The sequence below is a fragment of the Microbacterium insulae genome (genome assembly GCF_042677065.1).
Lineage (GTDB): Bacteria > Actinomycetota > Actinomycetes > Actinomycetales > Microbacteriaceae > Microbacterium > Microbacterium insulae.
Genome location: NZ_JBHTII010000001.1, coordinates 2,474,679 through 2,499,158 on the forward strand (window position 1 = coordinate 2,474,679; position 24,480 = coordinate 2,499,158).

27 protein-coding genes are annotated in these 24,480 nt (G+C 70.3%); 14 read left to right on the forward strand and 13 right to left on the reverse strand.

All coding sequences use genetic code 11. The features are described from left to right. Positions 1 to 3 precede the first annotated feature (3 nt). Positions 4 to 1,272, reverse strand: coding sequence for a sugar ABC transporter substrate-binding protein (locus ACFQ0P_RS11555; protein ID WP_204978844.1), 1,269 nt, complete (start codon positions 1,270 to 1,272; stop codon positions 4 to 6). Between the two features lie 190 nt (positions 1,273 to 1,462). Between ACFQ0P_RS11555 and ACFQ0P_RS11560 the strand changes: the two genes are divergently transcribed. Continuing rightward, positions 1,463 to 2,470 carry a LacI family DNA-binding transcriptional regulator gene (locus ACFQ0P_RS11560; protein WP_204978845.1) on the forward strand — a complete coding sequence of 336 codons (1,008 nt, stop codon included), beginning with the start codon at positions 1,463 to 1,465 and terminating at the stop codon, positions 2,468 to 2,470. Positions 2,471 to 2,509: 39 nt separating this feature from the next. Here the strand turns inward: ACFQ0P_RS11560 and ACFQ0P_RS11565 are convergent, their stop codons facing one another. After that, positions 2,510 to 3,286 carry an IclR family transcriptional regulator gene (locus tag ACFQ0P_RS11565; RefSeq protein ID WP_378772210.1) on the reverse strand — a complete coding sequence of 259 codons (777 nt, stop codon included), beginning with the start codon at positions 3,284 to 3,286 and terminating at the stop codon, positions 2,510 to 2,512. A gap of 61 nt (positions 3,287 to 3,347) precedes the next feature. Here ACFQ0P_RS11565 and hutH point away from each other — a divergent pair, with 61 nt between their 5' ends. From hutH to hutI, 3 genes are read left to right on the forward strand one after another with little or no spacing between them, the layout of a single operon-like run. Continuing rightward, positions 3,348 to 5,006, forward strand: a complete 1,659-nt coding sequence (hutH, locus tag ACFQ0P_RS11570; RefSeq protein WP_204978847.1) for a histidine ammonia-lyase — start codon at positions 3,348 to 3,350, stop codon at positions 5,004 to 5,006. A gap of 2 nt (positions 5,007 to 5,008) precedes the next feature. Further along, a complete protein-coding gene (hutU, locus tag ACFQ0P_RS11575) occupies positions 5,009 to 6,697 on the forward strand; it encodes a urocanate hydratase (RefSeq protein ID WP_204978848.1) in 1,689 nt (562 codons plus the stop codon). A 6-nt stretch (positions 6,698 to 6,703) separates the two neighbouring features. Next, positions 6,704 to 7,882: an imidazolonepropionase gene (gene hutI, locus ACFQ0P_RS11580; RefSeq protein ID WP_204981364.1), complete on the forward strand. Its 1,179-nt coding sequence runs from the start codon at positions 6,704 to 6,706 to the stop codon at positions 7,880 to 7,882. 21 nt (positions 7,883 to 7,903) lie between these two features. Here hutI and ACFQ0P_RS11585 read toward each other — a convergent pair whose 3' ends face one another. The 6 genes from ACFQ0P_RS11585 to ACFQ0P_RS11610 all read right to left on the reverse strand — a co-directional run bounded on the left by ACFQ0P_RS11585 (position 7,904) and on the right by ACFQ0P_RS11610 (position 12,974). After that, positions 7,904 to 8,374, reverse strand: a complete 471-nt coding sequence (locus tag ACFQ0P_RS11585) for a SixA phosphatase family protein (RefSeq protein WP_204978849.1) — start codon at positions 8,372 to 8,374, stop codon at positions 7,904 to 7,906. After that, positions 8,371 to 9,264 (reverse strand): agmatinase family protein, encoded by an 894-nt coding sequence (locus ACFQ0P_RS11590; RefSeq protein ID WP_204978850.1) that lies wholly within the window; start codon positions 9,262 to 9,264, stop codon positions 8,371 to 8,373. Before ACFQ0P_RS11590 ends, ACFQ0P_RS11585 begins: the two co-directional genes overlap by 4 nt. Positions 9,265 to 9,317: 53 nt before the next feature. Continuing rightward, positions 9,318 to 9,659, reverse strand: a complete 342-nt coding sequence (locus ACFQ0P_RS11595; RefSeq protein WP_204978851.1) for a gamma-glutamylcyclotransferase family protein — start codon at positions 9,657 to 9,659, stop codon at positions 9,318 to 9,320. A gap of 28 nt (positions 9,660 to 9,687) precedes the next feature. Next, positions 9,688 to 10,959 carry a DUF445 domain-containing protein gene (locus tag ACFQ0P_RS11600; protein WP_204978852.1) on the reverse strand — a complete coding sequence of 424 codons (1,272 nt, stop codon included), beginning with the start codon at positions 10,957 to 10,959 and terminating at the stop codon, positions 9,688 to 9,690. 87 nt (positions 10,960 to 11,046) lie between these two features. Beyond that, the gene (locus ACFQ0P_RS11605) at positions 11,047 to 12,219 is read right to left on the reverse strand and encodes an acyl-CoA dehydrogenase family protein (RefSeq protein ID WP_204978853.1); all 1,173 of its coding nucleotides are present in this window, start codon (positions 12,217 to 12,219) and stop codon (positions 11,047 to 11,049) included. Next, complete coding sequence (locus tag ACFQ0P_RS11610) at positions 12,216 to 12,974, reverse strand: alpha/beta fold hydrolase (RefSeq protein WP_204978854.1); 759 nt, start codon at positions 12,972 to 12,974, stop codon at positions 12,216 to 12,218. The genes ACFQ0P_RS11605 and ACFQ0P_RS11610 overlap by 4 nt, the downstream gene beginning before the upstream one ends. A gap of 164 nt (positions 12,975 to 13,138) precedes the next feature. Between ACFQ0P_RS11610 and ACFQ0P_RS11615 the strand changes: the two genes are divergently transcribed. Next, positions 13,139 to 13,543, forward strand: coding sequence for a pilus assembly protein CpaE (locus ACFQ0P_RS11615; protein WP_204978855.1), 405 nt, complete (start codon positions 13,139 to 13,141; stop codon positions 13,541 to 13,543). Here ACFQ0P_RS11615 and ACFQ0P_RS11620 read toward each other — a convergent pair whose 3' ends face one another. Both ACFQ0P_RS11620 and ACFQ0P_RS11625 read right to left on the reverse strand, forming a co-directional pair. After that, positions 13,544 to 14,440: a dioxygenase family protein gene (locus tag ACFQ0P_RS11620; protein WP_204978856.1), complete on the reverse strand. Its 897-nt coding sequence runs from the start codon at positions 14,438 to 14,440 to the stop codon at positions 13,544 to 13,546. A 68-nt stretch (positions 14,441 to 14,508) separates the two neighbouring features. Next, the gene (locus ACFQ0P_RS11625; protein ID WP_204978857.1) at positions 14,509 to 15,714 is read right to left on the reverse strand and encodes an MFS transporter; all 1,206 of its coding nucleotides are present in this window, start codon (positions 15,712 to 15,714) and stop codon (positions 14,509 to 14,511) included. Between the two features lie 352 nt (positions 15,715 to 16,066). Between ACFQ0P_RS11625 and nrdH the strand changes: the two genes are divergently transcribed. The 4 genes from nrdH to nrdF are packed head-to-tail and all read left to right on the forward strand — an operon-like array spanning position 16,067 to position 19,916. Continuing rightward, positions 16,067 to 16,300: a glutaredoxin-like protein NrdH gene (gene nrdH, locus ACFQ0P_RS11630; protein ID WP_204978858.1), complete on the forward strand. Its 234-nt coding sequence runs from the start codon at positions 16,067 to 16,069 to the stop codon at positions 16,298 to 16,300. A 4-nt stretch (positions 16,301 to 16,304) separates the two neighbouring features. Then, positions 16,305 to 16,769, forward strand: a complete 465-nt coding sequence (nrdI, locus tag ACFQ0P_RS11635) for a class Ib ribonucleoside-diphosphate reductase assembly flavoprotein NrdI (protein WP_204978859.1) — start codon at positions 16,305 to 16,307, stop codon at positions 16,767 to 16,769. Beyond that, entirely contained in the window at positions 16,751 to 18,907 is a 2,157-nt protein-coding gene (nrdE, locus tag ACFQ0P_RS11640; protein WP_204978860.1) for a class 1b ribonucleoside-diphosphate reductase subunit alpha, read from the forward strand. Before nrdI ends, nrdE begins: the two co-directional genes overlap by 19 nt. Positions 18,908 to 18,941: 34 nt before the next feature. After that, positions 18,942 to 19,916 carry a class 1b ribonucleoside-diphosphate reductase subunit beta gene (gene nrdF, locus ACFQ0P_RS11645; protein ID WP_204978861.1) on the forward strand — a complete coding sequence of 325 codons (975 nt, stop codon included), beginning with the start codon at positions 18,942 to 18,944 and terminating at the stop codon, positions 19,914 to 19,916. A 136-nt stretch (positions 19,917 to 20,052) separates the two neighbouring features. On the opposite strand, the gene ACFQ0P_RS11650 is transcribed toward nrdF, so the two are convergent. Then, positions 20,053 to 20,292, reverse strand: coding sequence for a hypothetical protein (locus ACFQ0P_RS11650; protein WP_204978862.1), 240 nt, complete (start codon positions 20,290 to 20,292; stop codon positions 20,053 to 20,055). Between the two features lie 114 nt (positions 20,293 to 20,406). Here ACFQ0P_RS11650 and ACFQ0P_RS11655 point away from each other — a divergent pair, with 114 nt between their 5' ends. Then, the gene (locus ACFQ0P_RS11655) at positions 20,407 to 20,637 is read left to right on the forward strand and encodes a hypothetical protein (RefSeq protein ID WP_204978863.1); all 231 of its coding nucleotides are present in this window, start codon (positions 20,407 to 20,409) and stop codon (positions 20,635 to 20,637) included. Between the two features lie 66 nt (positions 20,638 to 20,703). Beyond that, positions 20,704 to 21,186: a universal stress protein gene (locus tag ACFQ0P_RS11660; RefSeq protein WP_204978864.1), complete on the forward strand. Its 483-nt coding sequence runs from the start codon at positions 20,704 to 20,706 to the stop codon at positions 21,184 to 21,186. A gap of 69 nt (positions 21,187 to 21,255) precedes the next feature. On the opposite strand, the gene ACFQ0P_RS11665 is transcribed toward ACFQ0P_RS11660, so the two are convergent. Further along, positions 21,256 to 21,759, reverse strand: coding sequence for a universal stress protein (locus ACFQ0P_RS11665; RefSeq protein WP_204978865.1), 504 nt, complete (start codon positions 21,757 to 21,759; stop codon positions 21,256 to 21,258). Positions 21,760 to 21,987: 228 nt separating this feature from the next. Here ACFQ0P_RS11665 and ppk2 point away from each other — a divergent pair, with 228 nt between their 5' ends. Then, positions 21,988 to 22,779: a polyphosphate kinase 2 gene (gene ppk2 / locus ACFQ0P_RS11670; protein ID WP_204981365.1), complete on the forward strand. Its 792-nt coding sequence runs from the start codon at positions 21,988 to 21,990 to the stop codon at positions 22,777 to 22,779. 101 nt (positions 22,780 to 22,880) lie between these two features. On the opposite strand, the gene ACFQ0P_RS11675 is transcribed toward ppk2, so the two are convergent. After that, positions 22,881 to 23,363, reverse strand: coding sequence for a GyrI-like domain-containing protein (locus ACFQ0P_RS11675; protein WP_204978866.1), 483 nt, complete (start codon positions 23,361 to 23,363; stop codon positions 22,881 to 22,883). Positions 23,364 to 23,506: 143 nt separating this feature from the next. On the opposite strand from ACFQ0P_RS11675, the gene ACFQ0P_RS11680 reads away from it, so the two are divergent. Continuing rightward, on the forward strand, positions 23,507 to 24,013 hold the full coding sequence (locus ACFQ0P_RS11680) for a flavodoxin family protein (RefSeq protein ID WP_204978867.1): 507 nt from the start codon (positions 23,507 to 23,509) through the stop codon (positions 24,011 to 24,013). A gap of 74 nt (positions 24,014 to 24,087) precedes the next feature. Beyond that, complete coding sequence (locus ACFQ0P_RS11685; RefSeq protein ID WP_378772221.1) at positions 24,088 to 24,471, forward strand: DoxX family protein; 384 nt, start codon at positions 24,088 to 24,090, stop codon at positions 24,469 to 24,471. Positions 24,472 to 24,480: the final 9 nt, after the last annotated feature.

Sequence of the window (24,480 nt, forward strand, 5' to 3'; positions counted from 1 at the left end):
GTGTCAGCCCACGACTGCTTCGGTGTTGGTCTGGACGGTGTCGAGGATCTGCTGCGGATCGCCGGTCTTCAGGCCCTCGAGCGAGGCGTTGAAGTCCGTGATGACCGCCGCGATCCCGTCATTCGTCGGCACGCCCTGGGCGTACTCGGCGCCGGCGAGGAAGGCCGTGATGTCGGGGTTCTCCGTCATCCACTGATCGGCGGCGGACTGCACCGACGGCATCGGACCGAACGCGGCCGAGAACGCGAGCTGCTGCTCGGCGCTGGTCAGGTACTCGACCAGCTCCAGGGCGGCCTGCTGGTTCGGGCTGTCGGCGGCCATGCCCCAGCAGTTCGTGAACTGCATCGTGCCCTGGCCGGCCGGGCCCGCCGGGAGTTCGGCGACGAGGTACTCGACGTCGGGGTAGTCGTTGGACATCGCCCCGGTGATCCAGTTGCCCTCGATGGTCATCGCGGTCTTCTCGGTGCCGAACGCCTCGCCACCCCAGCCCGCGCCGAGGTCGATCGTCGCGTACGCGAAGGATCCGGCATCCATCTGCTCCTGAACGTAGGTGAGCGCCTCGACGTTCTCGGGGCTGTTCGCGACAGCCTCGGTGCCGTCGTCGCTCACGAGCTGGCCACCCGCCTGGGCCATGAACGCCCCGAGACGCTGGTACTCGGCGCCGAACGCGAGGCCCGTGACGCCGTCGGTGGTGAGGGTCGCCGCGACGTCGGCGAGCTCATCCCACGTCGTCGGGACGTCGTCCTCGGTGAGGCCCGCCTCTTCCCACAACCGGGTGTTGATGATCAGCTGCAGCGTCGAGAAGTCCTTCGGGGCGCAGTAGAACTGGTCATCGACCGTGAAGTTCTGCACCAGGGACGGGTAGAAGTCGTCCTTGTTCTCGAGCATGTCGCCGTAGGCGATGACCGAGCCGTTGCCTGCGTATCCGGCGAGCGCCTCGGACGCGAGGTAGAACAGGTCCGGCGGCGATCCGGCGGCGAAGCCCTGCGACAGCTGCTGGGGCAGGTCGTTGGCGACCTGGACGGATGCCTCGACCCCCGATTCCTCGGACCAGGTTGCCACCGCCTCTTCGACGGCTGCCGTCTCGGCGTCTCCGGACGATCCGATGAGGATCGTCAGCCCGTCGTCGCTCGACGTGAGCTCGCCCGCTTCGCCGTTCGTGCCGGTGTCGCCCTCGTCGTCGAATCCCGACCCGCAGCCGGTGAGGGCGAGGGTGCCGGTGAGCACCAGGGCTCCCGCGCCGAGCCAGGCGCGCGTGTGTTGCCGTGTCATGAGTCTCTCTCCTTCGATGAGCCGTGACGGGTCACTCCGACCCACGTCGGCTTTGTTGCCGACGCGAACTTTGAACGATCAAAGTTTTCGTGCGTCTATACGGTAGGAAGCAGATGTCACCCCTGTCAAGAGGGTTGTCCGAGCCCTAGGATGACGTCTCGAGCAGCGGCGTTCCGCGTGAGGGGGTGCGATGGCCAGGCTTCCGACGGTCGAGGACGTCGCTCAGGCGGCGGGCGTCTCGCGCCAGACCGTCTCCAACGTGATCAACACGCCGGGGATCGTCCGCGCGTCGACGCGCGAGCGGGTCGAGGCCGCGATCGCGCAGCTGGGCTACCGCCCGCACATGGCGGCACGGCGCCTGCGCACGCGGCGGAGCTCGACCATCGGCATCCACCTCGACCCGTACGCGGGCGGCATCGCCGGCGTCGTGCTCGACCGCTTCGTGCACGCACTGACGGAGAGCGCGAGCGAGCGCGGCATGCGCATCCAGCTCTACGCCGCGCGGACCCCGGCCGACGAGATCGCGCGCATGGGCGAGCTCACCGAGGGCGGTGAGGTCGATGCGTTCGTGATCACCGGCACCTTCCACGGCGACCCCCGCGCGCGGTGGCTCGTCGACCGCGGCGTGCCGTTCGTCGCCTTCGGGCGACCGTGGGGCGACGACGACGTGTCGCAGCCCGCGCACCTGTGGGTCGACGTCGACGGAGCCGCCGGGACCCGTGCGGCCACGGAGCACCTGCTGCGGGTCGCCGGTCGCCGGATCGCGTTCCTCGGCTGGCCCGCGGGATCGGGCACCGGCGACGACCGCGAGCGCGGGTGGCGCGACGCGATGGCGGCGGCCGGCGCGACGGGCGAGCGGCTGTGGTGCGAGGACAGCGTGGGCGAGGCTCGTGCCGCGACGGCCGCACTCATCGCCGCGGACGGCGTCGACGGCATCGTCTGCGCGAGCGACTCGCTCGCGATCGGCGCCCACCTCGCCGCGGCCGAGGCCGGGCGCGGCGACCTGCCCGTGATCGGCTTCGACAACACCCCGGCGGCGGAAGCGATCGGGATCAGCAGCGTCGAGCAGCTCCCCGAGCAGGTGGCGGCGGGTGTGATCGAGCTGCTCATGGGTCCGACCGGAAGCGTCGTGGCGCCGCGCGCGGCCGCCGCGGGCGAGGCCCACGTGCTCGTCGAGCCCCGCCTGGTGGTGCGCTGACCAGGCTCCGTCCGCCGAGGAGGAGGGGCGCGCGCGGGTTCAGTGGCGGCCGATGCGATGCTCGAGGGTGCGGGCGGTGTCGGTGAGCAGGGCCGCGAGAGACTCGGGGTCGCGGTCGGCCTCGGCCGGCCACGTGATCGCCAGCGCGGCGGCGGGCCAGCCCGCGTGGTCGCGGACCGCGACCCCCGCCGAGCGGAGTCCGAGGGTGACCTCGCCGTCCTCCACCGCGTAGCCGCGCACGCGCGCCTCCCGGAGCACGTCGCGCAGCTCCCCGGGACGCGACGGACCTCGGCCGGTGCGATCGGCGAAGGCCGAGGCATCCGGATACAGGGCGCGCACCTGCTCGCGAGGGAGAGCGGCCAGCATCGCACGCCCGGTCGCGGTCAGGTGGGCGGGCAGCCGCACCCCGACGTCGGTGATGAGGGCCGGGCGTCGCGGCGCGCGCTCCTCGACGATGTACAGCACGTTGCGGCCCGTCATGACGGCGAGGTGCGCGCTCTCGCCGGCACGATCCGCGAGGGCGGCCACGAGCGGTCGCCCCAGGCGCGCGAGCGGCTGCTGCCGCGCGTAGCCGCCCGCGAGCTCGAACGCGGCCGTGCCCAGTCCCCACCGGCGATCGGCGGGAAAGTGGAGCACGAAGCCGTGTGCGGCGAGGGCATCGAGCAGGTGGTACACACTCGACCGCGGGATGCCGAGGGTGTCTGCGATCGTCCGCGCGGCCACGGGCCCGCGCTGGCGTGCGAGGAACGACAGGATGCGCAGCGTCTGATCCGCCGCCGGCACCTGGGGGCGATGGGGTGCGCTTGTGTCTGGCATACCAGACACAGGATGCCACGGCCCGCTGTCGCCCGCCACCGCACGGGTGTGGAATCGAGCCATGACCACCGTCATCGACTCCCGCGTCGTCACCGTCGGCGCGACACCCCTGCGCCCCGAGGACGTCGTCGCCGTGGCCCGCCACGATGCGCGCGTCGTGATCGACCCGGACGCGCTGGCCCGCGTCGCGACCGCGCGCGCCCTCGTCGAGGGGCTCGCCGACGACCCCGACCCGCACTACGGCATCTCCACGGGCTTCGGAGCGCTCGCCACGACGTTCATCGCCCCCGATCGCCGTCTCGAGCTCCAGGCGAGCCTCATCCGCAGCCACGCCGCCGGCACCGGCCCTGAGGTCGAGCGCGAGGTCGTACGGGCGCTGCAGCTGCTGCGGCTGCAGACCCTGACCACCGGTCACACCGGCGTGCGCCCCGTGGTCGCGCTGACCTACGCGGCGATGCTCAACGCCGGGATCACCCCGATCGTGCGCGAGTACGGCTCGCTCGGCTGCTCGGGTGACCTCGCGCCGCTGTCGCACGCGGCTCTCGCCGCGCTCGGCGAAGGACGCGTGCGCGACGCCGATGGCGTGGAGTGCGACGCGGCCGACGCGCTGGCCGCGGCATCCATCGAACCCCTCGTCCTGCGCGAGAAGGAGGGGCTCGCCCTCATCAACGGCACGGACGGCATGCTCGGGATGCTGCTGCTGGCCCTCCACGACCTCTCGGTGCTCCTCGACACGGCCGATGTCGCCGCGGCCATGTCGGTCGAGTCGCAGCTGGGCACGGACGCCGTGTTCGCCGCCGACCTTCAGGCGCTCCGCCCCCAGGCCGGACAGGCGGTGTCGGCGGCGAACCTGCGCGCCGCGCTCGCCGGATCGCCGACCGTCGCGTCGCACCGCGACCCGTCGGTGTGCACGCGCGTTCAGGACGCGTACTCGCTGCGGTGCTCGCCGCAGGTGCACGGGGCCGTCCGCGACACCGCCGACCACGCCCGTCTCATCGCCTCGCGCGAGCTCGCCGCCGCCGTCGACAATCCCGTCCTCACCGACGACGGGCGCGTCGAGTCCAACGGAAACTTCCACGGCGCACCTGTGGCGTACGTGCTCGACTTCCTCGCGATCGCCGTGGCCGACCTCGCCTCGATCTCGGAGAGGCGTACCGACCGCGCTCTCGACCCGGCGCGCAGTCACGGCCTGCCGCCGTTCCTCGCCCACGAGGTCGGTGTGGACTCGGGCCTCATGATCGCGCAGTACGCCGCGGCGGGCATCGTGTCCGAGCTCAAGCGACTCGCCGTGCCGGCGTCCGTCGACTCGATCCCCTCGAGCGCGATGCAGGAGGACCACGTGTCGATGGGGTGGGCCGCCGCCCGCAAGCTGCGGCGCGGCATCGACGGCCTCGCCCGCGTGCTCGCCATCGAGGTGCTCACCGCGGCGCGGGCCCTCGACCTCCGCGCACCGCTGGAGCCCGCCGTCGCGACCGGCGCCGTCCGCGATCTCCTCCGCGGCGCGGGCGTCGGCGGTCCCGGACGCGACCGCTTCCTCTCGCCCGACATGGAGACCGTCACCGCGCTCGTCGCGTCCGGCGCCGTCGTCCGGGCCGCGTTCGCCCGAGGTCAGGACATCGGCTCGGATCAGGACGGTTCTGTCCCCGGTGGTCCTGAATCCGGCAGGTCTCCTGATCCGAGCATCGCCCGGGCCGCCTATGACCTCACCACGAAGGAGTGACGATGACCGCCACCGCAGCCACCCCGGCCACCGCCCGCACCGTCCGCGCGCCGCGCGGGCCCGAGCGCACCGCGAAGAGCTGGGGCGCCGAGGCCGCCAAGCGCATGCTGATGAACAACCTCGACCCCGAGGTCGCCGAGCACCCCGAGGATCTCGTGGTCTACGGGGGCACGGGCCGCGCTGCCCGCAGCTGGGAGGCGTTCGACGCCATCGTGCGCACGCTCGACGAGCTCGAGCCGGACGAGACGCTCCTCGTGCAGTCCGGCAAGCCCGTCGGCGTCTTCCGCACCCACGAGTGGGCACCGCGCGTGCTCATCGCGAACTCCAACCTCGTGGGGGACTGGGCGACGTGGCCCGAGTTCCGCCGCCTCGAACAGCTCGGACTGACGATGTACGGCCAGATGACCGCGGGCTCGTGGATCTACATCGGAACGCAGGGCATCCTGCAGGGCACGTACGAGACGTTCGCCGCCGTGGCCCGCAGCCTCGGACGCGACGACCTGTCGGGCACCCTGACCCTGACCGGCGGCGCCGGCGGCATGGGCGGCGCCCAGCCGCTCGCCGTGACCCTCAACGGCGGCGCGGTCCTGATCGTCGACGTCGACGAGTCCCGCCTCGCGCGCCGCGTCGAGCACGGCTACCTCGACGAGTACACGACCGATCTCGAGGCGGCGGTCGCCCGGGTCGTCGCGGCGAAGGCCGCGGGTGAGGCGCTCTCGGTGGGCGTGGTCGGCAACGCCGCAGAGGTGTTCGGCGACCTCCTGCTCCGGCACCGGGCCGGTGACCTCGAGGTCGACATCGTGACCGACCAGACGAGCGCCCACGACCCCCTGGCCTATCTGCCGGTGGGGATCGCGTTCGAGGACTGGAAGGCTGAGGCATCCCGCGATCCCGAGGGCTTCACGGCGCGCGCCCGCGGCAGCATGGCGAAGCACGTGGCGGCGATGGTCGGTTTCCAGGATGCCGGAGCCGAGGTCTTCGACTACGGCAACTCGATCCGCGCCGAGGCGCAGCTGGGCGGCTTCGACCGCGCGTTCGCGTTCCCGGGGTTCGTGCCCGCCTACATCCGCCCGCAGTTCGCCGAGGGCCGCGGACCGTTCCGGTGGGTGGCGCTGTCGGGCGACCCCGAGGACATCCGCAAGACGGACGAGGCGGTCAAGGCGCTCTTCCCCGACAACGCCGGACTCGTGCGCTGGCTCGACCGGGCCGGTGACGCCGTGCACTTCGAGGGCCTTCCCGCGCGCATCTGCTGGCTCGGCTACAAGGAGCGCCACCTCGCCGGACTGAAGTTCAACGAGATGGTCGCCTCGGGCGAGCTGTCGGGCCCGATCGTCATCGGCCGCGACCACCTCGACGCCGGCTCCGTCGCCTCGCCGTACCGCGAGACCGAGGCGATGGCCGACGGCTCCGACGCGATCGCCGACTGGCCGCTGCTCAACGCGCTGCTCAACACCGCGTCCGGCGCGGCATGGGTCTCGATACACCACGGCGGCGGCGTCGGGATCGGCCGCTCGATCCACGCCGGCCAGGTCACCGTCGCCGACGGCACCGCCCTCGCGGCCGAGAAGCTCGAGCGCGTGCTCACGAACGACCCCGGAACCGGCGTCATGCGCCACGTCGACGCCGGGTACGAGCGCGCGGCCGAGGTCGCGCGCGAGCGCGGTCTGAACGTGCCGATGCTGGACGCGTGAGCCGTGATCGCGACGCTCATCACCGACATCGGCGAGCTGACCACCAATGTCGCGCGGGACGGCGACCCGTGCGGAACGCTCCGGGGCGCCGCGGTGCTCGTCGAGGGCTCCCGCATCGCGTGGGTCGGAGACCGGGCGGATGCCGCGGCCGTCGCCGCCGTCCGTGCGGGCGCCGCGGTGGTCGACGCCGGCGGACGCGCGGTCCTGCCCGGCTTCGTCGACAGCCACACGCACCTCGTGTTCGGCGGTGACCGCGCCGACGAGTTCGAGGCGCGGATGACCGGCGTGCCCTATGCCGCAGGAGGCATACGTCGCACCGTCGCGGCGACGCGCGCGGCATCCGACGAGGAGCTGCGCGAGCGCCTGGCCGACCTCGTCGCCGAACTCCACTCCCAAGGCACCACGACGTTCGAGGTCAAGACCGGCTACGGCCTCACCGTCCCGGACGAGGCGCGACTCGCGCGCCTCGCCTCCGAGGTCACGCCCGAGGTGACCTTCCTCGGTGCGCACGTCGTCCCCGCCGAATACGCCGACCGCCGTGAGGAGTACGTCGACCTCGTGGTCGGTCCGATGCTCCGTGCCGTCCGGCCCCACTCCCGGTGGGTCGACGTGTTCTGCGAGCGCGGGGCCTTCACACCCGACGAGTCGCGAAGGATCCTCGACGCCGGCGTCGCCCACGGTCTGCTGCCGCGCGTGCACGGCAACCAGCTCGGCCCGGGCGAGGGGGTGCGACTCGCGGTCGCGGCGGGGGCGGCATCCGTCGACCACTGCACATACCTCGACGACGACGACGTCGCGGTGCTCGCCGGCTCCGCGACCGTCGCCACAATGCTCCCCGGCGTGGAGTTCTCGACTCGGCAGCCCTACCCCGACGCGCGCCGGCTCCTCGACGCGGGGGTCACCGTGGCACTCGCGAGCGACTGCAACCCCGGGTCCAGCTTCACCAGCTCGCTGCCGCTCATGATCGCGCTCGCCGTGCGCGAGATGGGAATGACGCCCGCGGAGGCGGTGTGGGCGGCGACGGCCGGCGGTGCACGCGCGCTCCGGCGCGACGACGTCGGCGCGATCGCGCCGGGGATGCGCGCCGACCTCGTGCTGCTGGACGCCCCGACCCGCGTGCACCTCGCCTACCGGCCCGGTGTGCCGCTCGTCCGCGCCGTGTGGAAGGACGGGGTACGGCTTTGAGGTCTTGCGAGCCTCGGCGGCTCAGCGCGGGGTCTCGAACGTCCAGTCGTCGGCGTCGAGGGAGGTCGCGACATCCCAGTCGTCGGTGCTCCACGTGAAGGTGGCCACCGCGCACGTCGTCATGTGCGCGATCTCGCCGTCGGACAGGCGCCCCGCCAGCACGCTCAGCCCGGGGTCGTGCGCCACCACCATCACCGAGGCTGCCCGTGTCTCGGCCGCCGCGGCGAGCAGCAGCCCCGCCGGTGCCCCGTAGAGCCGCTCCTGGAGGGTCACCCTCGCGCCCGTCGCGGCGGCGAACGCGTCAGCAGTGGTCCGCGCGCGCCGCGCGGTGCTCGACAGGATCACGTCGGGCCGGAACCCGCTCTCGGCGAATCGTCGCGCCATGTGCGGCGCGTCCTGAGCGCCACGGTCGTTGAGCGGCCGGTCGTGGTCGTCGAGATCGGGGTCACCCCAGTCCGACTTGGCGTGGCGCACGAGCGCGAGGCGGATCATGCGCGCGCCGCCGTCCCGGCCAGGAGCTCCAGCACGCACAGCGCCGCGAGCCTCACGGTGCGTCCGTCCGGAGTGTCGGCGGTCGCGTCGACCTCGACGATGTCGGCGCTGCGCACGCGGGGGTCGGATGCCGCGGCGCGCACGATCGTGCGCAGCTCCCACGCCGCCAGCCCGCCCGGCACCGACGCCGGGCATCCGGGGGCCACGGAGCGGTCGCACACGTCGACGTCGATGTCGAGGTGGATGCCTCCGCCCCCATCGCCGGCGATCTCGAGCGCCTGGGCCACGACGTCGGCGGCGCCGCGCCGGCGCACCTCGTCGAGCCCGACGACGGTGATGCCGAGCTCCTCCGCACGCCGCGCATAGGCCACGGAGTTCGCGAAGTCGGCGATGCCGATCTGCACGACGTGCCGCGGGTCCAGGCCGTCCTCGATCAGCCGCCGCACGGGGGAGCCGTTGGAGACGCCGTCGCGCAGGTCGAAGTGGGCGTCGAGCGTGATCAGCCCGGTCGCGCCGGCTCCCTGCGCGACCGGGTAGGTCGCGGAGTTGTCGCCGCCGAGGGCGACGACGAGGGCCGCATCCGCGGCGAGCTCACGCACCGCGGCCCGGACGGATGCCTCGCCCTCGGGGCCGTCCGGCGAGGCGATGTCGCCCGCATCGGCGATCCGGAGGGTCTCGGCCAGGTCGATCGGCGGCGGGCCGAGCAGCGTCGGGCTGAAGCGCCGCAGCGCGTCGCGGACCGCGACGGGCGTCGCGTGCGCACCGGTCGGCGACAGCGACGTCCGCCAGGTCGGCACGCCGAGCAGGACGGCGTCCCAGCCGCCGGAGGCCACATCGGGCGCGGGCCAGCCACCGGCGCGGGGCCACAGGGGATCGTGCGAGAGCGTCACGGGATCGACGCTACTCCGCCGCGCCCCCGGACCGTCGAGGGCGTGCCGCGCGCTCACACCGAGACGTACGCCCAGGCGGTCCTGCCGCTCGCGAGCACGACCGACACGCGGCGATAGAGCGCGACCTCGTACTCGTCCGCGGCATCCAGTTCGTCCTCCGTGACCCACAGCACCTTGCCCACGACCTTGTCGAGCGGGCTGCCGGTCGGGCGCACGACCGGATGCACCGACAGGCCGGAGAGGTCGACGACCCGGGTGTCCTCGATCTCGGCGTAGTCGACGGTGTAGCCGGGGAGCACGTCGTCCTCGGCGGACAGGCGGCGCCCGAACGTGTCGAGCTGCACATCGGGGTTCTGGAGCGTCCCGTAGCTGAAGAGGGGCTGGTCGGCGGCCACGGGATCAGGCTAGTGCCGGAGGCGCCCGTCAGCCGAGGGCCGCGTGCGCGATCGTGTAGATGACGAGGCCCGCCAGCGCGCCGACGACCGTGCCGTTGAGGCGGATGTACTGCAGGTCGCGCCCCACCATGAGCTCGATCTTCTCGGTCGTCTCGTGCGGATCCCATCGCTCCACGGTGTCGGTGATGATCGAGGCGATGTCGTGGCGATAGCGGTCGACGAGGAAGACGGCGGCATCGGTGACCCACGAGTCCACGCGCGCCTGGAGTGCGGCATCCGTCGTGAGGCGCTGGCCGATCTCCGCGAGGGCGCTCGTCGCGCGGCGACGCAGCCCGCTGTCGGGGTCGGCGAGGGATGCCAGGAGCCCGGCCTTGGCGGTGTTCCAGGCCTCGGCGGCGAGTTCGCGGATGCGGGGGCTGTCGAACACGGTCGCCTTCGCGTCCTCGAACCTTCCGATCGTGCCGGGGTCGTGCTGGAGGTTGTCCGAAAGCCGTTCGAGGTAGCCGTCGATCGCGCGCCGCGCCTGGTGGTCGGGGTCGGCGCGGACGGCCGCGACGAACTTCACCGCCTCGTTGTAGACCGTGTCGTCGACGAGGCGGCTGGCGACCGACGGCAGCCACGACGGCAGCCTGCGCGAGACGAGCCCCGTGAACGCGAGGCGATTGGCCTCCAGCCACGCCCCGACGGTGTCGACGGCCATGTCCACGGCGCCGTGGTGCGCACCGGTTTCGACGATGCGCCCGAGCCACGCGCCGAGCGGCGGACCCCACTCGGGGGAGAGCAGGTGCTCGCGGGCGAGGTCCTCGATCACGCCCTGCACGTCGTCGTCGCTCAGCGCGCGCAGCACGCCGGCGGCCATCGCGGATCCCTCGGCTGCGACGCGCTCGGCGTGGGGCGGCTCGCGCAGCCACTCGCCGAGGCGCGCGGAGACCGCCGTTGCCTCGAGCTTCGTGCGCACGACGTCGCCGCGCAGGAACTCGGTCTCGACGAACTCGCCCAGCGTCCGGCCGATCTCGTCCTTGCGGTGGGGGATGATCGCGGTGTGGGGGATCGGGATCCCGAGCGGATGCCGGAACAGCGCGGTCACGGCGAACCAGTCCGCCAGCGCCCCGACCATGCCGCCCTCCGCCGCCGCGCGGACGTACGCGAGCGCGGGCACCTGCGCCTGGAACGCGAACGAGATCGCGAACACCACCGCCATGCCGAGGAGAGCGCCGAGGGCGACGCCCTTCATCAGTCGCAGTCCGCGCCTGCGTTCCTGGTCCGCGGGACTCAGCAGAGCCGTGGGAGTGCGCGCCATGGGGTCATCCTCGCACGCGGATCTCGGACCTCGGCGGGGCTTGCGCGCGCGGTGCGGGACGGGGCGTGCGCGGCGCGCGGGCCCGGGTCACTCCGCGAGCGGCCCCAGCCACGCGGCGGCGACGGTCGAGTGCGCCGACTCGGGGTCGGACGGGTGGAACAGTCCGGCGACGACGTCGCGCGAGAGACGGCTCAGCTCGCTCCGGGAGAAGTACGACGAGCCGCCCGCGACCAGGACCGCGTCGTCGACGACCGACTTCGCGGCGACGACGGCGCGGTGCTTGAGCCCTGCGAGGAGCGAGAACCAGCGCGGCCCGTGATCCGCCATCCGGTCGACGTCGCGGGCCAGGGCGTCCAGCTGCGGCACCATCGCGTCGTAGGCGAGAGCCATGTCGGCGATGCGCCACCGGATGTCGGGGTCCTGACTGTAGGGCTTGCCGGACTTCTTCGACGTGCGCGCTCCCGCGGCTTCCACGGCGAGGTCGAGCGCGCGCCGCGCGATGCCGGTGTACACCGACGCGATCAGGATCTCGAAGACACTGAAGATCCCGAACACGAGCGGGTCGGGGTTCGGTCCCGGGTCGAGGCGCCGCGCGATGCGGTCGGCGGGGGCGATCGCGCCCCGCAGCTCGGTCGTGCGCGACTGCGTGCCCCGCATGCCCAGGGTGTCCCAGTCGTCGCGCGACACGACGCGGCCGGCGGCTTCCTCGCCACGAGGGACGAAGGCGTAGACCACCTTCGGACCGTCGGGCGACGTCGTGTCCAGGCCGTGGAGGCCGAGCTGGGTCCACACCGGTGAGAGCGACGTGAAGATCTTCGTTCCGGTGAACGCGTAGCCGCCCTCGGCGGTGGGCGCAGCATCCGTCCCGCTGCCGAAGAGCACGAGATCGTTGCCCGCCTCGCTGATGCCGAATGCGAACACCTCGCCGGCCACCGCGCCCACCTGCACGAAGCGCAGGCTCTCGTCTCCGCGGTCGGTGAGGACCTTGGCGACTCCGGTCCACACCAGGTGCATGTTCACGGCGAGCGCGGTCGCGGGCGCCGCACCGGCCAGCCGCTGCTGGAGTACGGATGCCTCCGCCAGCCCGAGACCGGCACCGCCGAGCTCGGTCGGCACCAGGATCGAGAGGTACCCGGCTTCCCTCAGGTCGGCGAGGTCGGCCTCGGGGAAGGTGTTGTCCCGGTCGTGGATCGGCGCCCGCTCGCGGATCCGGTCGAGCAGGTCGTCCGGCAGGAACGCCGCCGGGTCGAAGCCGGTCACGACAGCACCGCCAGGAGCGCCGCCACTGCCGCCTCGGGCTCGTCGCGGTGCGGAGAGTGCCCGGCATTCGCGACGATCGACATCGTGATGCGGGGATTGGCCCCGACCACGGCCTCGGCGGGTTTGCCGGCGAAGATGCTGTAGACCTCCGGGTCGGAGGCGATGACGTGCGTCGGGACGGTGAGGGAGGCCGCGGCATCCGTCACGTCCCACTCCGGGTTCTGGGCGCTCGTCTGCTCGACGGCCCATCGGCTGGCCTGCTGGGCCGACAGCGCCTTGAGCTCGACATCCTGCTCGTGCCACGTGGGGTGGCTCTCCCGCACCGCACGCGCGGACGGATCGGCGAAGGACTCCTCCTGGCTCGCGCGCACGACCCCGCGGTCGTGGTCGGTCAGGGAGAGGGCGGGATCGATCAGGACGAGACGGAGCGTCCACGACGGGTCGGATGCCGCGGCGAGCGTCGAGGCGGCGCCGCCGAGCGAGTGCCCCAGGACGAGATCCCACGAGCCGCCGTCGTGCGGATGCGTCGCCGACAGGTCGGAGCCGTACGCGGCGAGCGTGTAGTCGAGCGCGCGCGGCGCCGTGCCGTGGCCCCGCAGGTCGACGGCGTCGGCGCGCCACCCGGCCTCGGCCAGGGCCACGCCGTAGCGCCACATCAGCGGACCGTTGGACCCCAGGCCGTGCACGAGGAGCGCGCGGCGCTCGGCGGCGGGAGGCCCCCACGAGAGGCGGGGGAGCGTCACGGGTGAAGGCATACCGCCATGCTACGGACCTCGGGCACTGCGCCGACCCGCAGAGAACCGAGGAGAAACGCCTTGGGGCGGGCGCCGGCCGCCGCCGGCACGGCGTGTTTCCTCATTTCTTGGTCGCCGCTGGTCGCCGCGGCCCCGACCGCGGGGAGGGCCGGGAGAATGGGAGGATGATCTCGACCGACCTCGCCCTGGCGCTCCGGGATGCCGGGCTGACGTGGCACCCGCGGTCCGGCGACCGATTCCAGCTAGACGAGCCCGAGTTCGAGGCCGACGTGTTCACGGTGAGCGAGATGACCATCGAGCCGCGGGAGTACCCGACCGGCCGCATCCTCGCCTTCAACGGCACGACCGAATGGGCGCTGGACTCGGTCGCGCTGGAGGACGCGCTGTGGCTGCCCCACGAGAGCCAGCTGCGCGAGCTGCTCGGACGCTCGTTCCGGGCGCTTCGCCGCCTGTCCGACGCCTTCGAGGTCGAGGTGGACCTCGAGGGACGCGCGCGCGTGTTCGAACACCCGGAGCCGGCGGACGCGTACGCCCTCGCGCTGCTGGAGCAGCTCCGCCGGCGCGACTGATCAGACCCCGATCGTGAGCGACGCGGTGTAGCCCGATCCCACCGAGCCCGACATCGTCGCGATCTGATGGATCCCGGCGTCGTCGCCGAACACGTTGTCGCTCTGCAGCGACACCTGCGACGCGTTGCGCACGCTCTGCTCGTACCCCGAAGTCGCGTACACGGCGGCGTTTGTCTCGTCGGGGAGCGCGATCTGGGAGGTCTTCACGATCGGCCCCGAGGCCACCGCGGTCGCGACGTCCTCGTACACCTCGAAGTGGATGTGGGGCCACCTGCCCGAGTAGCACGCCGGGTAGATCGACGTGAAGCGCACCGTCCCGTTCTGGTCCGTCTCCTGCACGCCGCGGAGGTAGTTCTCGTTCTCCACGCCCTGGCTGTAGAGGGAGTAGCGGCCGTCGCGGTCGCAGTGCCACAGGTAGACGCCCCGGCCCGCGAGCGCGGCGCCGGTCGCGGCATCCCGCACCGTCAGCGCGACGCTGAGGGGCACGCCCGGGGCGACGGTCGTCGACGAGCCGAAGCTCGAGCGGATGTCCGCGCGCACGATCCCCGAGTCGTCCAGCACGTTGACGCCGTTCGAGCCGTCTGCCGGATACGGGCCGCCGGTCTCGTCGGGCACCTCGCCGACGGGACCGGATGCCTCAGCCGTCGCGCTCGCCGAGGGCGTGGGCGTCGCGGTCGGGCCAGAGGTCGCGGAGGGCGATCCGGACGGGGCGGCCGAGGCATCCCCGCCGCCCTCGGCGCCGCAGGCGGCCAGCAGGCTCGTGAGGGCCACCCCGCCGAAGATGCCGAGGGCGCGGCGCCGGTCGATGAGCGTGCGGATGTCGTAGACGAGGCCGCGGTGATCCTCGTCGATGACGCGGCCGTCCGCGTCGGTCCAGCGGGTGTCGTGATCGGTCATGTCTGCGAGACAACCGCGGCGCACTATGCGATCGCTATGGACGCGCTATGGCCAGCTGAAGCATCGGCTCACGTGATGGTGGACACCGGTTCGGTGTCGGGGATGGGGCTCGCGTCGCGTCCGCGCAGGTCGGGGAAGCCCCGGACGAACACGACGGCGACGATCAGCCCGGCCGCCGCGAACGCGGTCGCTGCGACGTACGCGCCCGTCGGGCCGATGTCGTCGATGAGGAACCCGGCGATCGCGGAGCCCGCGGCCGCACCGATCAGCTGCCCCGTGCCGACCCAGCCGAAGGCCTCGGCGGTGTCGCTGAACTTCACGCTCGCGGACGTCATGGCGAACAGCACCGCGAGAGCCGGCGCGATGCCGATGCCGGCGAAGACGAGCGTGCCCCCCAGCCAGAACACGTCGAGCGACACGATCGTGAGGGCGAGTCCGACCGTCACGATCGCGAGGCGACGGGCCATCGCCCACGGCCCGATCGGGATATGGCCGAACGCCAGTCCGCCCGCGAGGCTGCCGACCGAGAACAGTGCCAGCACGATGCCGGCCTCGAGTCCGCCGTGGTCGAACGTCGCCACCACCCCGGCCTCGACGGCCGAGCACGCGCCGATGAGCAGGAACCCGACCACGGTCGCCAGCAGCACCGGCACCTTGGTGAGCACCTTGCCGATGCTGCGCCGGCTCCGCGGAATGCGCACGCGCCCGACCTCGGGGGACAGGACGAACCACGCGCCGCCGCCGAGGAGGATCACGACGATGAGCAGCAGCGCCGGCACGGTGCCGACCTGTGTGGCCACGACGGTGATGACCACCGGGGCGATGATCCAGATGATCTCCTGGAGAGAGGCGTCGAGCGAGAACAGCGGCGTCAGCTGCTTGGCCGTCACGAGCTTCGGATAGATCGTCCGGGCGGCGGACTGGATCGGGGGAGTGGAGAGGCCGCTGAGGAATCCCAGTGCCATGTACCCCGGCACGGGGAGCGCGAGCAGCGCGATCGCGGTGATCGAGATCGCGCACACGAGCATGGTCGCGGTGATGACCGGGCGCATGCCCCAGCGCCCCATCCAGCGGCTCGTCACGGGGCCGGCGATCGCCTGGCCGATGGATGCCGCGGCCAGCACGAGGCCCGCCGCGCCGTAGGAGCCCGTGACGTGCTCGATGTGCAGCAGGATCGCCAGGCTCGTCATGCCGTTGGGGAACCGCGCGGTCAGCTGCGCAGCGATGATGCGGCCGACCCCCGGAGTGCGAAGGAGATCCCGGTAGCCCGCCACGCGTCCACGTTATCGCCCGCCCGCGACACGCCGCGACACGCCGTGGGGCCCTATCCACAGGCGAATCGGATGTCGGAGCCCCCGCGTACCTTCCCTTCTGTGGAGAGCCGCCGACGCCGAGTCTGAAATGCGCGTGATTCAGGCTTTTTCCAGGTTCGGAATCCGGGCTCGCCCTGTGGATGAAACGGTGGAGAACCTGTGTTGTAAATGGGGAGAACGGTGGAAAATCACACTGATGTAACTACTAGCCCTTGTGGTGCTTCCGGATGTCGGTACCCACATGTAGTGTTGGTCTCCCGGCGGGGGGCCTGCCGGACAATCAAGTGGATGTGAGGGGAGACACACGATCGACATGGCGATCACCGTCTACACGAAGCCTGCCTGCGTGCAGTGCACCGCGACCTACCGAGCGCTGGACTCGAAGGGCATCGCATATGAGATCCACGACCTCTCCGAGGACCCCGCGGCCCTCGAGCAGGTCAAGGCGCTGGGCTACCTCCAGGCGCCCGTCGTCATCACCGACGAAGACCACTGGTCGGGCTTCCGTCCCGACAAGATCGACGAGCTCGCCTCGCGGCTCGCGTGACGCCATGGCAACCGCGATCGCGCAGCGAGATGCGGTTGCCGGGCACCGGGCCGCGACGCCGCTCCTCGTCTACTTCTCGAGCGTGTCGGGGAACACGGCGCGGTTCATCGAGAAGCTGGGGGCGCGCGCGGTGCGGATTCCGCTGCACCCGGCCGACATGCCCCTCGTGGTCGACGAGCCGTTCATCCTCGTCACCCCGACCTACGGCGGAGGCCAGGGCCGGGGCGAGGAGAAGGGCGCCGTTCCCAAGCAGGTGATCCGGTTCCTCAACGACGAGCGAAACCGCCGCCTGATCCGCGGGGTCATCTCCGCGGGCAACACCAACTTCGGCGAGCACTACTGCATCGCCGGCGACATCATCAGCCGCAAGTGTCATGTGCCGCACTTGTACCGGCTCGAAGTATTCGGCACGCCTGAAGACGTACAACGCGTGAGCGAGGGATTGGAACGATGGCAGACGCCGCAGTGACAGAGCAGGACTTCAAGACCGAGGTGCGCTTCGAGGGCATGGACTACCACGCGCTCAACGCGATGCTGAACCTGTACGACGCCGACGGGAAGATCCAGTTCGACGCCGACAAGCGAGCGGCGCGGGAGTACTTCCTGCAGCACGTGAACCAGAACACCGTGTTCTTCCATTCCCTCAAGGAGCGGCTGGACTACCTGGTCGAGAAGGAGTACTACGAGCCGGAGGTGCTGGCGAAGTACCCGTTCTCTTTCATCCAGGAGCTCAACGACTTCGCGTACGGCAAGAAGTTCCGCTTCGAGACGTTCCTCGGGGCGTTCAAGTACTACACGAGCTACACGCTGAAGACCTTCGACGGCAAGCGCTACCTCGAGCGATTCGAGGACCGCGTCGTGATGACCGCGCTCGCCCTCGCCGACGGCGATCAGAAGCTTGCCACCAGCCTGGTCGACGAGATCATCTCCGGGCGCTTCCAGCCGGCGACCCCGACCTTCCTCAACGCCGGCAAGGCCCAGCGCGGCGAGCTGGTCTCGTGCTTCCTGCTGCGCATCGAAGACAACATGGAGTCGATCTCGCGCGGCATCAACTCCTCGCTCCAGCTGTCCAAGCGCGGCGGCGGCGTGGCGCTGCTGCTCTCGAACATCCGGGAGTCGGGCGCTCCGATCAAGCAGATCGAGAACCAGTCGTCGGGCATCATCCCCGTCATGAAGCTGCTCGAAGACAGCTTCAGCTATGCCAACCAGCTCGGAGCGCGTCAGGGCGCCGGCGCCGTGTACCTCAGCGCGCACCACCCCGACATCATGCGGTTCCTCGACACCAAGCGCGAGAACGCCGACGAGAAGATCCGCATCAAGACGCTCTCGCTCGGCGTCGTCGTGCCCGACATCACGTTCGAGCTCGCCAAGAACGGCGAGGACATGTACCTCTTCTCGCCGTACGACGTCGAGCGCGTCTACGGCGTGCCGTTCGGCGACATCTCGGTGACCGAGAAGTACCGCGAGATGGTCGACGACCCGCGCATCAAGAAGACCAAGATCAACGCGCGCGAGTTCTTCCAGACGCTCGCCGAGATCCAGTTCGAGTCGGGCTACCCGTACATCATGTTCGAAGACACGGTGAACAAGGCCAACCCGATCAAGGGCCGGATCAACATGTCCAACCTGTGCTCGGAGATCCTCCAGGTCAACACGCCGACCACGTACAACGAGGACCTCTCCTACGCCCAGATCGGCAAGGACATCTCGTGCAACCTGGGCTCGCTCAACATCGCACTCGCGATGGACGGCGGCGACCTCGCGAAGACGGTGGAGACCAGCATCCGCGCCCTCACCGCTGTCAGCGACCAGAGCCACATCGCCTCGGTTCGCTCGATCGAGGACGGCAACGACCGGTCGCACGCGATCGGCCTGGGTCAGATGAACCTCCACGGCTACCTCGCCCGCGAGCACGTCCACTACGGCTCGGAGGAGGGTGTCGACTTCACGAACATCTACTTCTACTCCGTGCTCTTCCACGCACTGACGGCGTCGAACAAGATCGCCATCGAGCGCGGTGAGACCTTCGACGGGTTCGAGGACTCGACCTACGCGTCGGGTGAGTTCTTCGACAAGTACATCGACCAGGAGTGGGCGCCCGCGACCGACAAGGTCGCCGAGTTGTTCGCCGGCCACCACATCCCGACGCAGGACGACTGGCGCGCGCTGAAGGCCTCGATCCAGCAGCACGGCATCTACAACCAGAACCTGCAGGCGGTTCCGCCGACCGGCTCGATCTCGTACATCAACAACTCGACCTCGTCGATCCACCCGATCGCGGCGAAGATCGAGATCCGCAAGGAAGGCAAGCTCGGGCGCGTCTACTACCCGGCGGCGTTCATGACGAACGAGAACCTGGAGTACTACCAGGACGCCTACGAGATCGGCTACGAGAAGGTCATCGACACGTACGCCGCCGCGACGCAGCACGTCGACCAGGGCCTGTCGCTCACGCTGTTCTTCAAGGACACCGCCACCACGCGCGACATCAACAAGGCTCAGATCTACGCGTGGCGCAAGGGCATCAAGACGATCTACTACATCCGTCTGCGTCAGATGGCGCTCGAGGGCACCGACATGAGCGAGTGCGTCTCGTGCACGCTCTGACGGTCTGATCAGGGATTTCGAGAGAAGAAGGAAGATGAGCGAGAAGCTCCAGCTCCTGGATCACGTCCAGGCCATCAACTGGAACCGCATCCAGGACGACAAGGACCTCGAGGTGTGGAACCGCCTCGTGAACAACTTCTGGCTGCCCGAGAAGGTGCCGCTGTCCAACGACATCCAGTCGTGGAACACGCTGACCCCCGAGGAGCAGACGCTCACGATGCGGGTGTTCACGGGGCTGACGCTGCTCGACACGATCCAGGGAACCGTCGGCGCGGTGTCGCTGATCCCCGATGCGATCACCCCGCACGAGGAGGCCGTCTACACGAACATCGCGTTCATGGAGTCGGTGCACGCCAAGTCGTACTCGTCGATCTTCTCGACCCTGTGCTCGACGAAGGAGATCGACGAGGCGTTCCGCTGGTCGATCGAGAACCCGAACCTTCAGAAGAAGGCTCAGATCGTCATGGAGTACTACCGCGGCGACGAGCCCCTCAAGCGCAAGGTCGCTTCGACCCTGCTCGAGAGCTTCCTGTTCTACTCGGGCTTCTACCTGCCGATGCACTGGTCGAGCCGTGCCAAGCTCACCAACACCGCCGACCTCATCCGGCTCATCATCCGCGACGAGGCCGTGCACGGGTACTACATCGGCTACAAGTTCCAGCGCGGGCTGGAGAAGGTCGACGAGGCGACCCGCAACGACATCAAGGACTACACCTTCTCGCTGCTCTACGAGCTGTACGACAACGAGGTGCAGTACACGCAGGACCTCTACGACAGCGTCGGCCTGACCGAGGACGTCAAGAAGTTCCTGCACTACAACGCCAACAAGGCCCTCATGAACCTCGGGTACGAGGCGATGTTCCCGTCGACGGTGACCGACGTGAACCCCGCGATCCTGTCGGCGCTCTCACCTAACGCCGACGAGAACCACGACTTCTTCTCGGGCTCGGGCTCGTCGTACGTGATCGGAAAGGCCGAGGCCACCGAGGACGAGGACTGGGACTTCTAGAAGTCTGAAGGCGCGCGGAAGACCGAGATGGTCGCACGAAACCCGAGAGGCATGCAGCTCGTCGAGAAACGGCCGCCTCGTTGAGACGAATGGGTGTCCCACACGTGTGAAGGACCGCGCGTCCGCGACCGGTTGATCAGGTGTCGCCGTGGCCACACGACGACAACGGCGACCCGGCACGGCGGGCTGCCGAGGCGTTCGCGCGGCGACTCCTCGGCAGTGCGACCTGCGGCCCGCCCAGCCACGAGGGGGCCGAGGGGAGCTCCTCGGGCGCGACGATCTGACGGATCGTGCCGACGGCGATCGTCAGCGTCCACGTCAGCGCGACCGCACTCTCTGCACCTTCGCGGAGGCGTCCGCCGGGCGCTGAGTCCAACGTCCCACGGTCTCGCCGGGCGGGGACGTCGAGGGACCACTGTCGCGACGCGGGGCGTCGGCCGCATGCGAGCGAAGCGGCGGGAGACAATCCCACGAAGGGAAGGAGGAGCCGATGGCACGCAACCTTCTGCGAGCGGATCCGTTCGCACAGGCCTCTGCACTCACCCGAGATATGTTCGACGGCGGGTTCCGCACCCTGCAGGGCCGGAAGCCCACGACGGATGTCTACACCGAGGACGGGGCGGCGCTGGTCATACAGGCGCACCTCGTGCCAGCCGACCTTCGTCTGCTCACGGCGCGCAGCAACCGCGACGAGCGACCCGCCGCTTATACGAATCCCTGACATTCCGTGAGCGCCGGCGGGACCTTCGACCCTGAGCCCACGGCCGCGTGTCACGATGCTGGAGGCATGCCGGAAACTGTGCGCGACCCCCGTCCCCACAAACCCCAACCGCCGCTACCGTGGTCCCGGCCGGGCATCCTCGTCGGACTCGACGGATCGGCGGGGTCGATCTCGGCGCTCCGGCACGCGGTGCGGATGGGACCCCAGCTCGGATTGCCGGTCCACGCGGTCGTGGTGTGGGACTACCCCACCCTCGTGTCGGGAGAGTACTTCCACCCGGAGGATGACAGCGACCCGGCCGAAGGGGTCGTCGACGTCGTCGGCGATGCGACCGACCGGGTGTTCGCAGGCGACCCGCCGGTTTGGTTCACCTCGAGCCTGCGACGCGGGAAGCCCGCGCGGGAACTCGTGGAGATGTCGAAGGAGGCCGCGATGCTCGTCGTCGGCGGACGCGGTCATGGCGGATTCCTGGGGCTTCTGCTCGGATCGGTCAGCGACGCCTGCGCTGCGCACGCGGACTGCCCGGTCCTCGTCGTCCACGACCGGTGAGGCGGATCTGCCCAGGTGCCTGGCGACCGGTCGGAGGCTTGCGGCCCTCGACCGACATGCGATGACTCCTCATCCAGCGACGGGGGCGACGTCCTGTTCGCGCACGATGAGAACCGGGCACAGCGCATGCGCCACGCACACAGAACTGACCGAGCCGAGCAGCAGTCCGGTGAAGCCCCCGTGACCGCGGCTTCCGATGATGAGCATCTCGCTGTTCGCCGAATGCTGCAGCAGCACGAAGCCGGGCCTGCCGCGCTCCATGCCGATCGTGAACCACTCGGGGGGCGGACCGGCGAACGCCTCGCGCCGGGCCGCATCGATGACGGCTCGCGCGTCGGTCTCCGGGCGCGAGTTGCGAGGAGCAGCGAGTCGATGTCCGCTCAGCGGGCTTGCGAAGTCCCACACCACGAGGGCATGGACCGGCAGGCCGAGCCTCGGCCCCATGGCCACGGCGACATGAAGCGCGGCACGTGAAGCGGGTGAGCCGTCGACGCCGACGAGCAATCCAGGTCGGCTCCACGGCAGCGGATGCTCCTCATGGCGCGGATCGTCGACCGGAACTTCCTCGGGCATGACTTCATGTTCGGACCGGTGAGAGGGGCAGGACGGGCCGAAGGTCCCGCGACAGCGCAGAAGCGCGGGTGACCTGCGTTGGCGTCTCGCTCGCCCTGATCGGGCACGATGAGCGCGGCCTGCCGATCCTGAGGGCCACCGCAGGACCTTCGACCCGAGCGCGGTCGGTGCCGTGAAGAAAGCTCCCCACAGGACGTAGCGCGACCAGGGAAGGATGAGGACTTGACGATGCCGCTTCCCAAGAAGCTCTACGAGCGCGAACTGCGCCGCCTCCAGGCGGAGCTGGTCGACATGCAGGCGTGGGTGCAGTCGACCGGTGCCCGCATCGTGGTGATCTTCGAGGGTCGGGATGCCGCAGGGAAGGGTTCGACCATCAAGCGGGTCACCGAATACCTCAATCCCCGAGTGACGCGCATCGTCGCTCTGCCTTCGCCGACGGAGCGGGAGAGGACGCAGTGGTACTTCCAGCGCTATGTCCAGCACCTGCCGGCAGCGGGGGAGATCGTCCTGATGGACCGCTCGTGGTACAACCGTGCGGGCGTCGAGTACGTGATGGGCTACTGCACGAGCGCCGAGTATCACCGCTTCCTCCATCAAGCGCCGATCTTCGAGCGGCTCCTCGTCGAGGACGGGATCGTCGTCCTGAAGTACTGGTTCAGCGTGTCGCCCGACGAGCAGGAAAGACGCTTCCGCTCGCGTGCGGAGGATCCGATGCGACGGTGGAAGCTAAGCGGCAACGACGTCCTGTCGATCACGCGGTGGGAGGACTACTCGCGCGCGAAGGACACGATGTTCGTGCACACCGACATCCCCGAAGCCCCTTGGTTCGAGGTGCCCTCCGTCGACAAGCGGCGGAGCCGGATCAACATGATCACGCACCTGCTGTCCCGCATCCCGTATGACCACGTCGATCCCGACCGCGTGGTCATCCCGTCGCGACCTGATGCCCGTGGCTATGAGCGTCCGCCCCGGAACCTCGACAACTACGTGCCCGACGCTGCCGCCCGGCTGATGTCCTGACCTCCGAGCCCAAGCTCAGGCTCGAGCGAGGACGAGGATTTCGGGGCGGAGACGCGCGCATCTGATTCGCACCGCCAACGGGCCGGATACGGCACGACCGTCTACGCGGCAGGTGTCCGTTCTCCCGCGATCGGCCACGACACCAGCGTGTGCCAGCGCGAAGGATCTGGCTCGAGGGTGGGATCGGTGACGTAGCTCTCCCACATCACGTCGGCGGGCAGGAGGCCCGCCTCCCCGATGTACTGCTCGAGCGCGGCGTAGGTCTTCTCCAAGTCGTCGTACGGGCCGACATGCTCGGCGGAGGCGATGCGGCCGCCGGGAAGAGAGCCGGCACGGACCTCGCCCTCCGACGCGATCGGTGAAGAGACCGGAAACCCTGCCTCGACGTCGAGCGTGGCCGACGGAGAACCGTAGTACTTGCCGTAGGGCGGGCCGGCGGGGGCGACGCCCTGTTCGCTCATCACCCGCATCGTCGAGGAGAAGGCGTCCGAGAAGAACTGCGAGAGCGCCTCCATCGGCACCACTCTGCGAACCCCGGCCGTCAGCACCTCGGGGCGATCCTCGATTCGCACCTGCACGGTCATCTGCATCTCCGTTTCTGCTCCGGCAGCACCAGGCTAGGGCGGCATACGTCCTCGCCATCGGGCCAGAGGTCCCGCGGGGACCACAGACGCCCCGGGGGACCAAAGACCCCCGCACGGGCTGCTCGGGGCGCCACGCTGTCGCCATGCGAGCACTGGTGGTCTACGAGTCCATGTTCGGAAACACGCATCGGATAGCCGCGGCGATCGCCGACGGGATGTCCGACGGCGCGGATGTCGCGCTCACCGACGTCGCACAGGCCCCGCCCGCGATCCCGGCCGATGTCGACCTCGTGGTGGTCGGCGGGCCTACGCACGTCTTCTCGATGTCGAGGGACGCGACCCGCAGGGAAGCCGCGCGCCGAGGCGGAGCGGTGACCGATGCCGACAAGGGCATCAGGGAGTGGCTGGAGGCGCTCGCGGCGACCGATCGGCCGATCCCGTTCGCCGCGTTCGACACCCGCGTGGACGACATGGCGCTCCTCCCGGGCGCGGCGTCGCACGCCGCGACCCGCATCGCCCGGAAGCTCGGATTCAAGACGGAGGAGCCGATGAGCTTCCTCGTGAAGGGCTACGAAGGACCGCTCGTGGACGGCGAACTGGACAGCGCGCGCGAATGGGGCCACGGACTCACGGAGCAGCTCGCGGGCTGATACCGGTCCGCGCGGCATCGCGCCCGGGTTGTCAAGCGCGCCCTGTCGGTGGCGCCCTGTGCCACGGTGGACTCATGCTCAGAACCCTCGCCCGGTGGTCGCTCGCGGCTGCCATGGTCTTCGCCGGAGTCAGCCACCTGTTCTGGGCCCGCCGCGAGTTCCGCGCGCAAGTGCCCGAATTCGCAACGAAGGTCATGGACGAGGACGCGGTCGTCGTGGCCTCCGGCGTAGCCGAAGTCATGCTCGGCGCGTCCCTCGTCGCTCTGCCGGCGTCACGGCAGCGGATCGGCGTCCTCCTGGCCGCGTTCTTCGTGGCGGTGTTCCCCGGCAACATCGAGCAATACGTCAAGCGGCGGGACGGCTTCGGCCTCGACACCGACCGCAAGCGGCTCGTCCGCCTGTTCTTCCAGCCTGTGCTCGTCGCGTGGGCGCTGTGGTCGACGCGCGACGGCCGCTGACCCGTCCCG

Bases quoted from the DNA above. Each gene is read 5' to 3' on its own strand.
- ACFQ0P_RS11560 (WP_204978845.1), top strand. From the start codon at position 1,463: ATGGCCAGGCTTCCGACGGTCGAGGACGTCGCTCAGGCGGCGGGCGTC.
- ACFQ0P_RS11660 (WP_204978864.1), top strand. From the start codon at position 20,704: ATGCCGGAAACTGTGCGCGACCCCCGTCCCCACAAACCCCAACCGCCG.
- ACFQ0P_RS11610 (WP_204978854.1), bottom strand. From the start codon at position 12,974: ATGCCTTCACCCGTGACGCTCCCCCGCCTCTCGTGGGGGCCTCCCGCC.
- hutH (WP_204978847.1), top strand. From the start codon at position 3,348: ATGACCACCGTCATCGACTCCCGCGTCGTCACCGTCGGCGCGACACCC.
- ACFQ0P_RS11620 (WP_204978856.1), bottom strand. From the start codon at position 14,440: ATGACCGATCACGACACCCGCTGGACCGACGCGGACGGCCGCGTCATC.
- ACFQ0P_RS11615 (WP_204978855.1), top strand. From the start codon at position 13,139: ATGATCTCGACCGACCTCGCCCTGGCGCTCCGGGATGCCGGGCTGACG.
- ACFQ0P_RS11680 (WP_204978867.1), top strand. From the start codon at position 23,507: ATGCGAGCACTGGTGGTCTACGAGTCCATGTTCGGAAACACGCATCGG.
- hutU (WP_204978848.1), top strand. From the start codon at position 5,009: ATGACCGCCACCGCAGCCACCCCGGCCACCGCCCGCACCGTCCGCGCG.
- ACFQ0P_RS11685 (WP_378772221.1), top strand. From the start codon at position 24,088: ATGCTCAGAACCCTCGCCCGGTGGTCGCTCGCGGCTGCCATGGTCTTC.
- ACFQ0P_RS11555 (WP_204978844.1), bottom strand. From the start codon at position 1,272: ATGACACGGCAACACACGCGCGCCTGGCTCGGCGCGGGAGCCCTGGTG.
- ACFQ0P_RS11675 (WP_204978866.1), bottom strand. From the start codon at position 23,363: ATGACCGTGCAGGTGCGAATCGAGGATCGCCCCGAGGTGCTGACGGCC.
- nrdI (WP_204978859.1), top strand. From the start codon at position 16,305: ATGGCAACCGCGATCGCGCAGCGAGATGCGGTTGCCGGGCACCGGGCC.
- nrdF (WP_204978861.1), top strand. From the start codon at position 18,942: ATGAGCGAGAAGCTCCAGCTCCTGGATCACGTCCAGGCCATCAACTGG.
- ACFQ0P_RS11665 (WP_204978865.1), bottom strand. From the start codon at position 21,759: ATGCCCGAGGAAGTTCCGGTCGACGATCCGCGCCATGAGGAGCATCCG.
- nrdH (WP_204978858.1), top strand. From the start codon at position 16,067: ATGGCGATCACCGTCTACACGAAGCCTGCCTGCGTGCAGTGCACCGCG.
- ACFQ0P_RS11600 (WP_204978852.1), bottom strand. From the start codon at position 10,959: ATGGCGCGCACTCCCACGGCTCTGCTGAGTCCCGCGGACCAGGAACGC.
- ACFQ0P_RS11585 (WP_204978849.1), bottom strand. From the start codon at position 8,374: ATGATCCGCCTCGCGCTCGTGCGCCACGCCAAGTCGGACTGGGGTGAC.
- ACFQ0P_RS11655 (WP_204978863.1), top strand. From the start codon at position 20,407: ATGGCACGCAACCTTCTGCGAGCGGATCCGTTCGCACAGGCCTCTGCA.
- ppk2 (WP_204981365.1), top strand. From the start codon at position 21,988: ATGCCGCTTCCCAAGAAGCTCTACGAGCGCGAACTGCGCCGCCTCCAG.
- nrdE (WP_204978860.1), top strand. From the start codon at position 16,751: ATGGCAGACGCCGCAGTGACAGAGCAGGACTTCAAGACCGAGGTGCGC.
- ACFQ0P_RS11565 (WP_378772210.1), bottom strand. From the start codon at position 3,286: ATGCCAGACACAAGCGCACCCCATCGCCCCCAGGTGCCGGCGGCGGAT.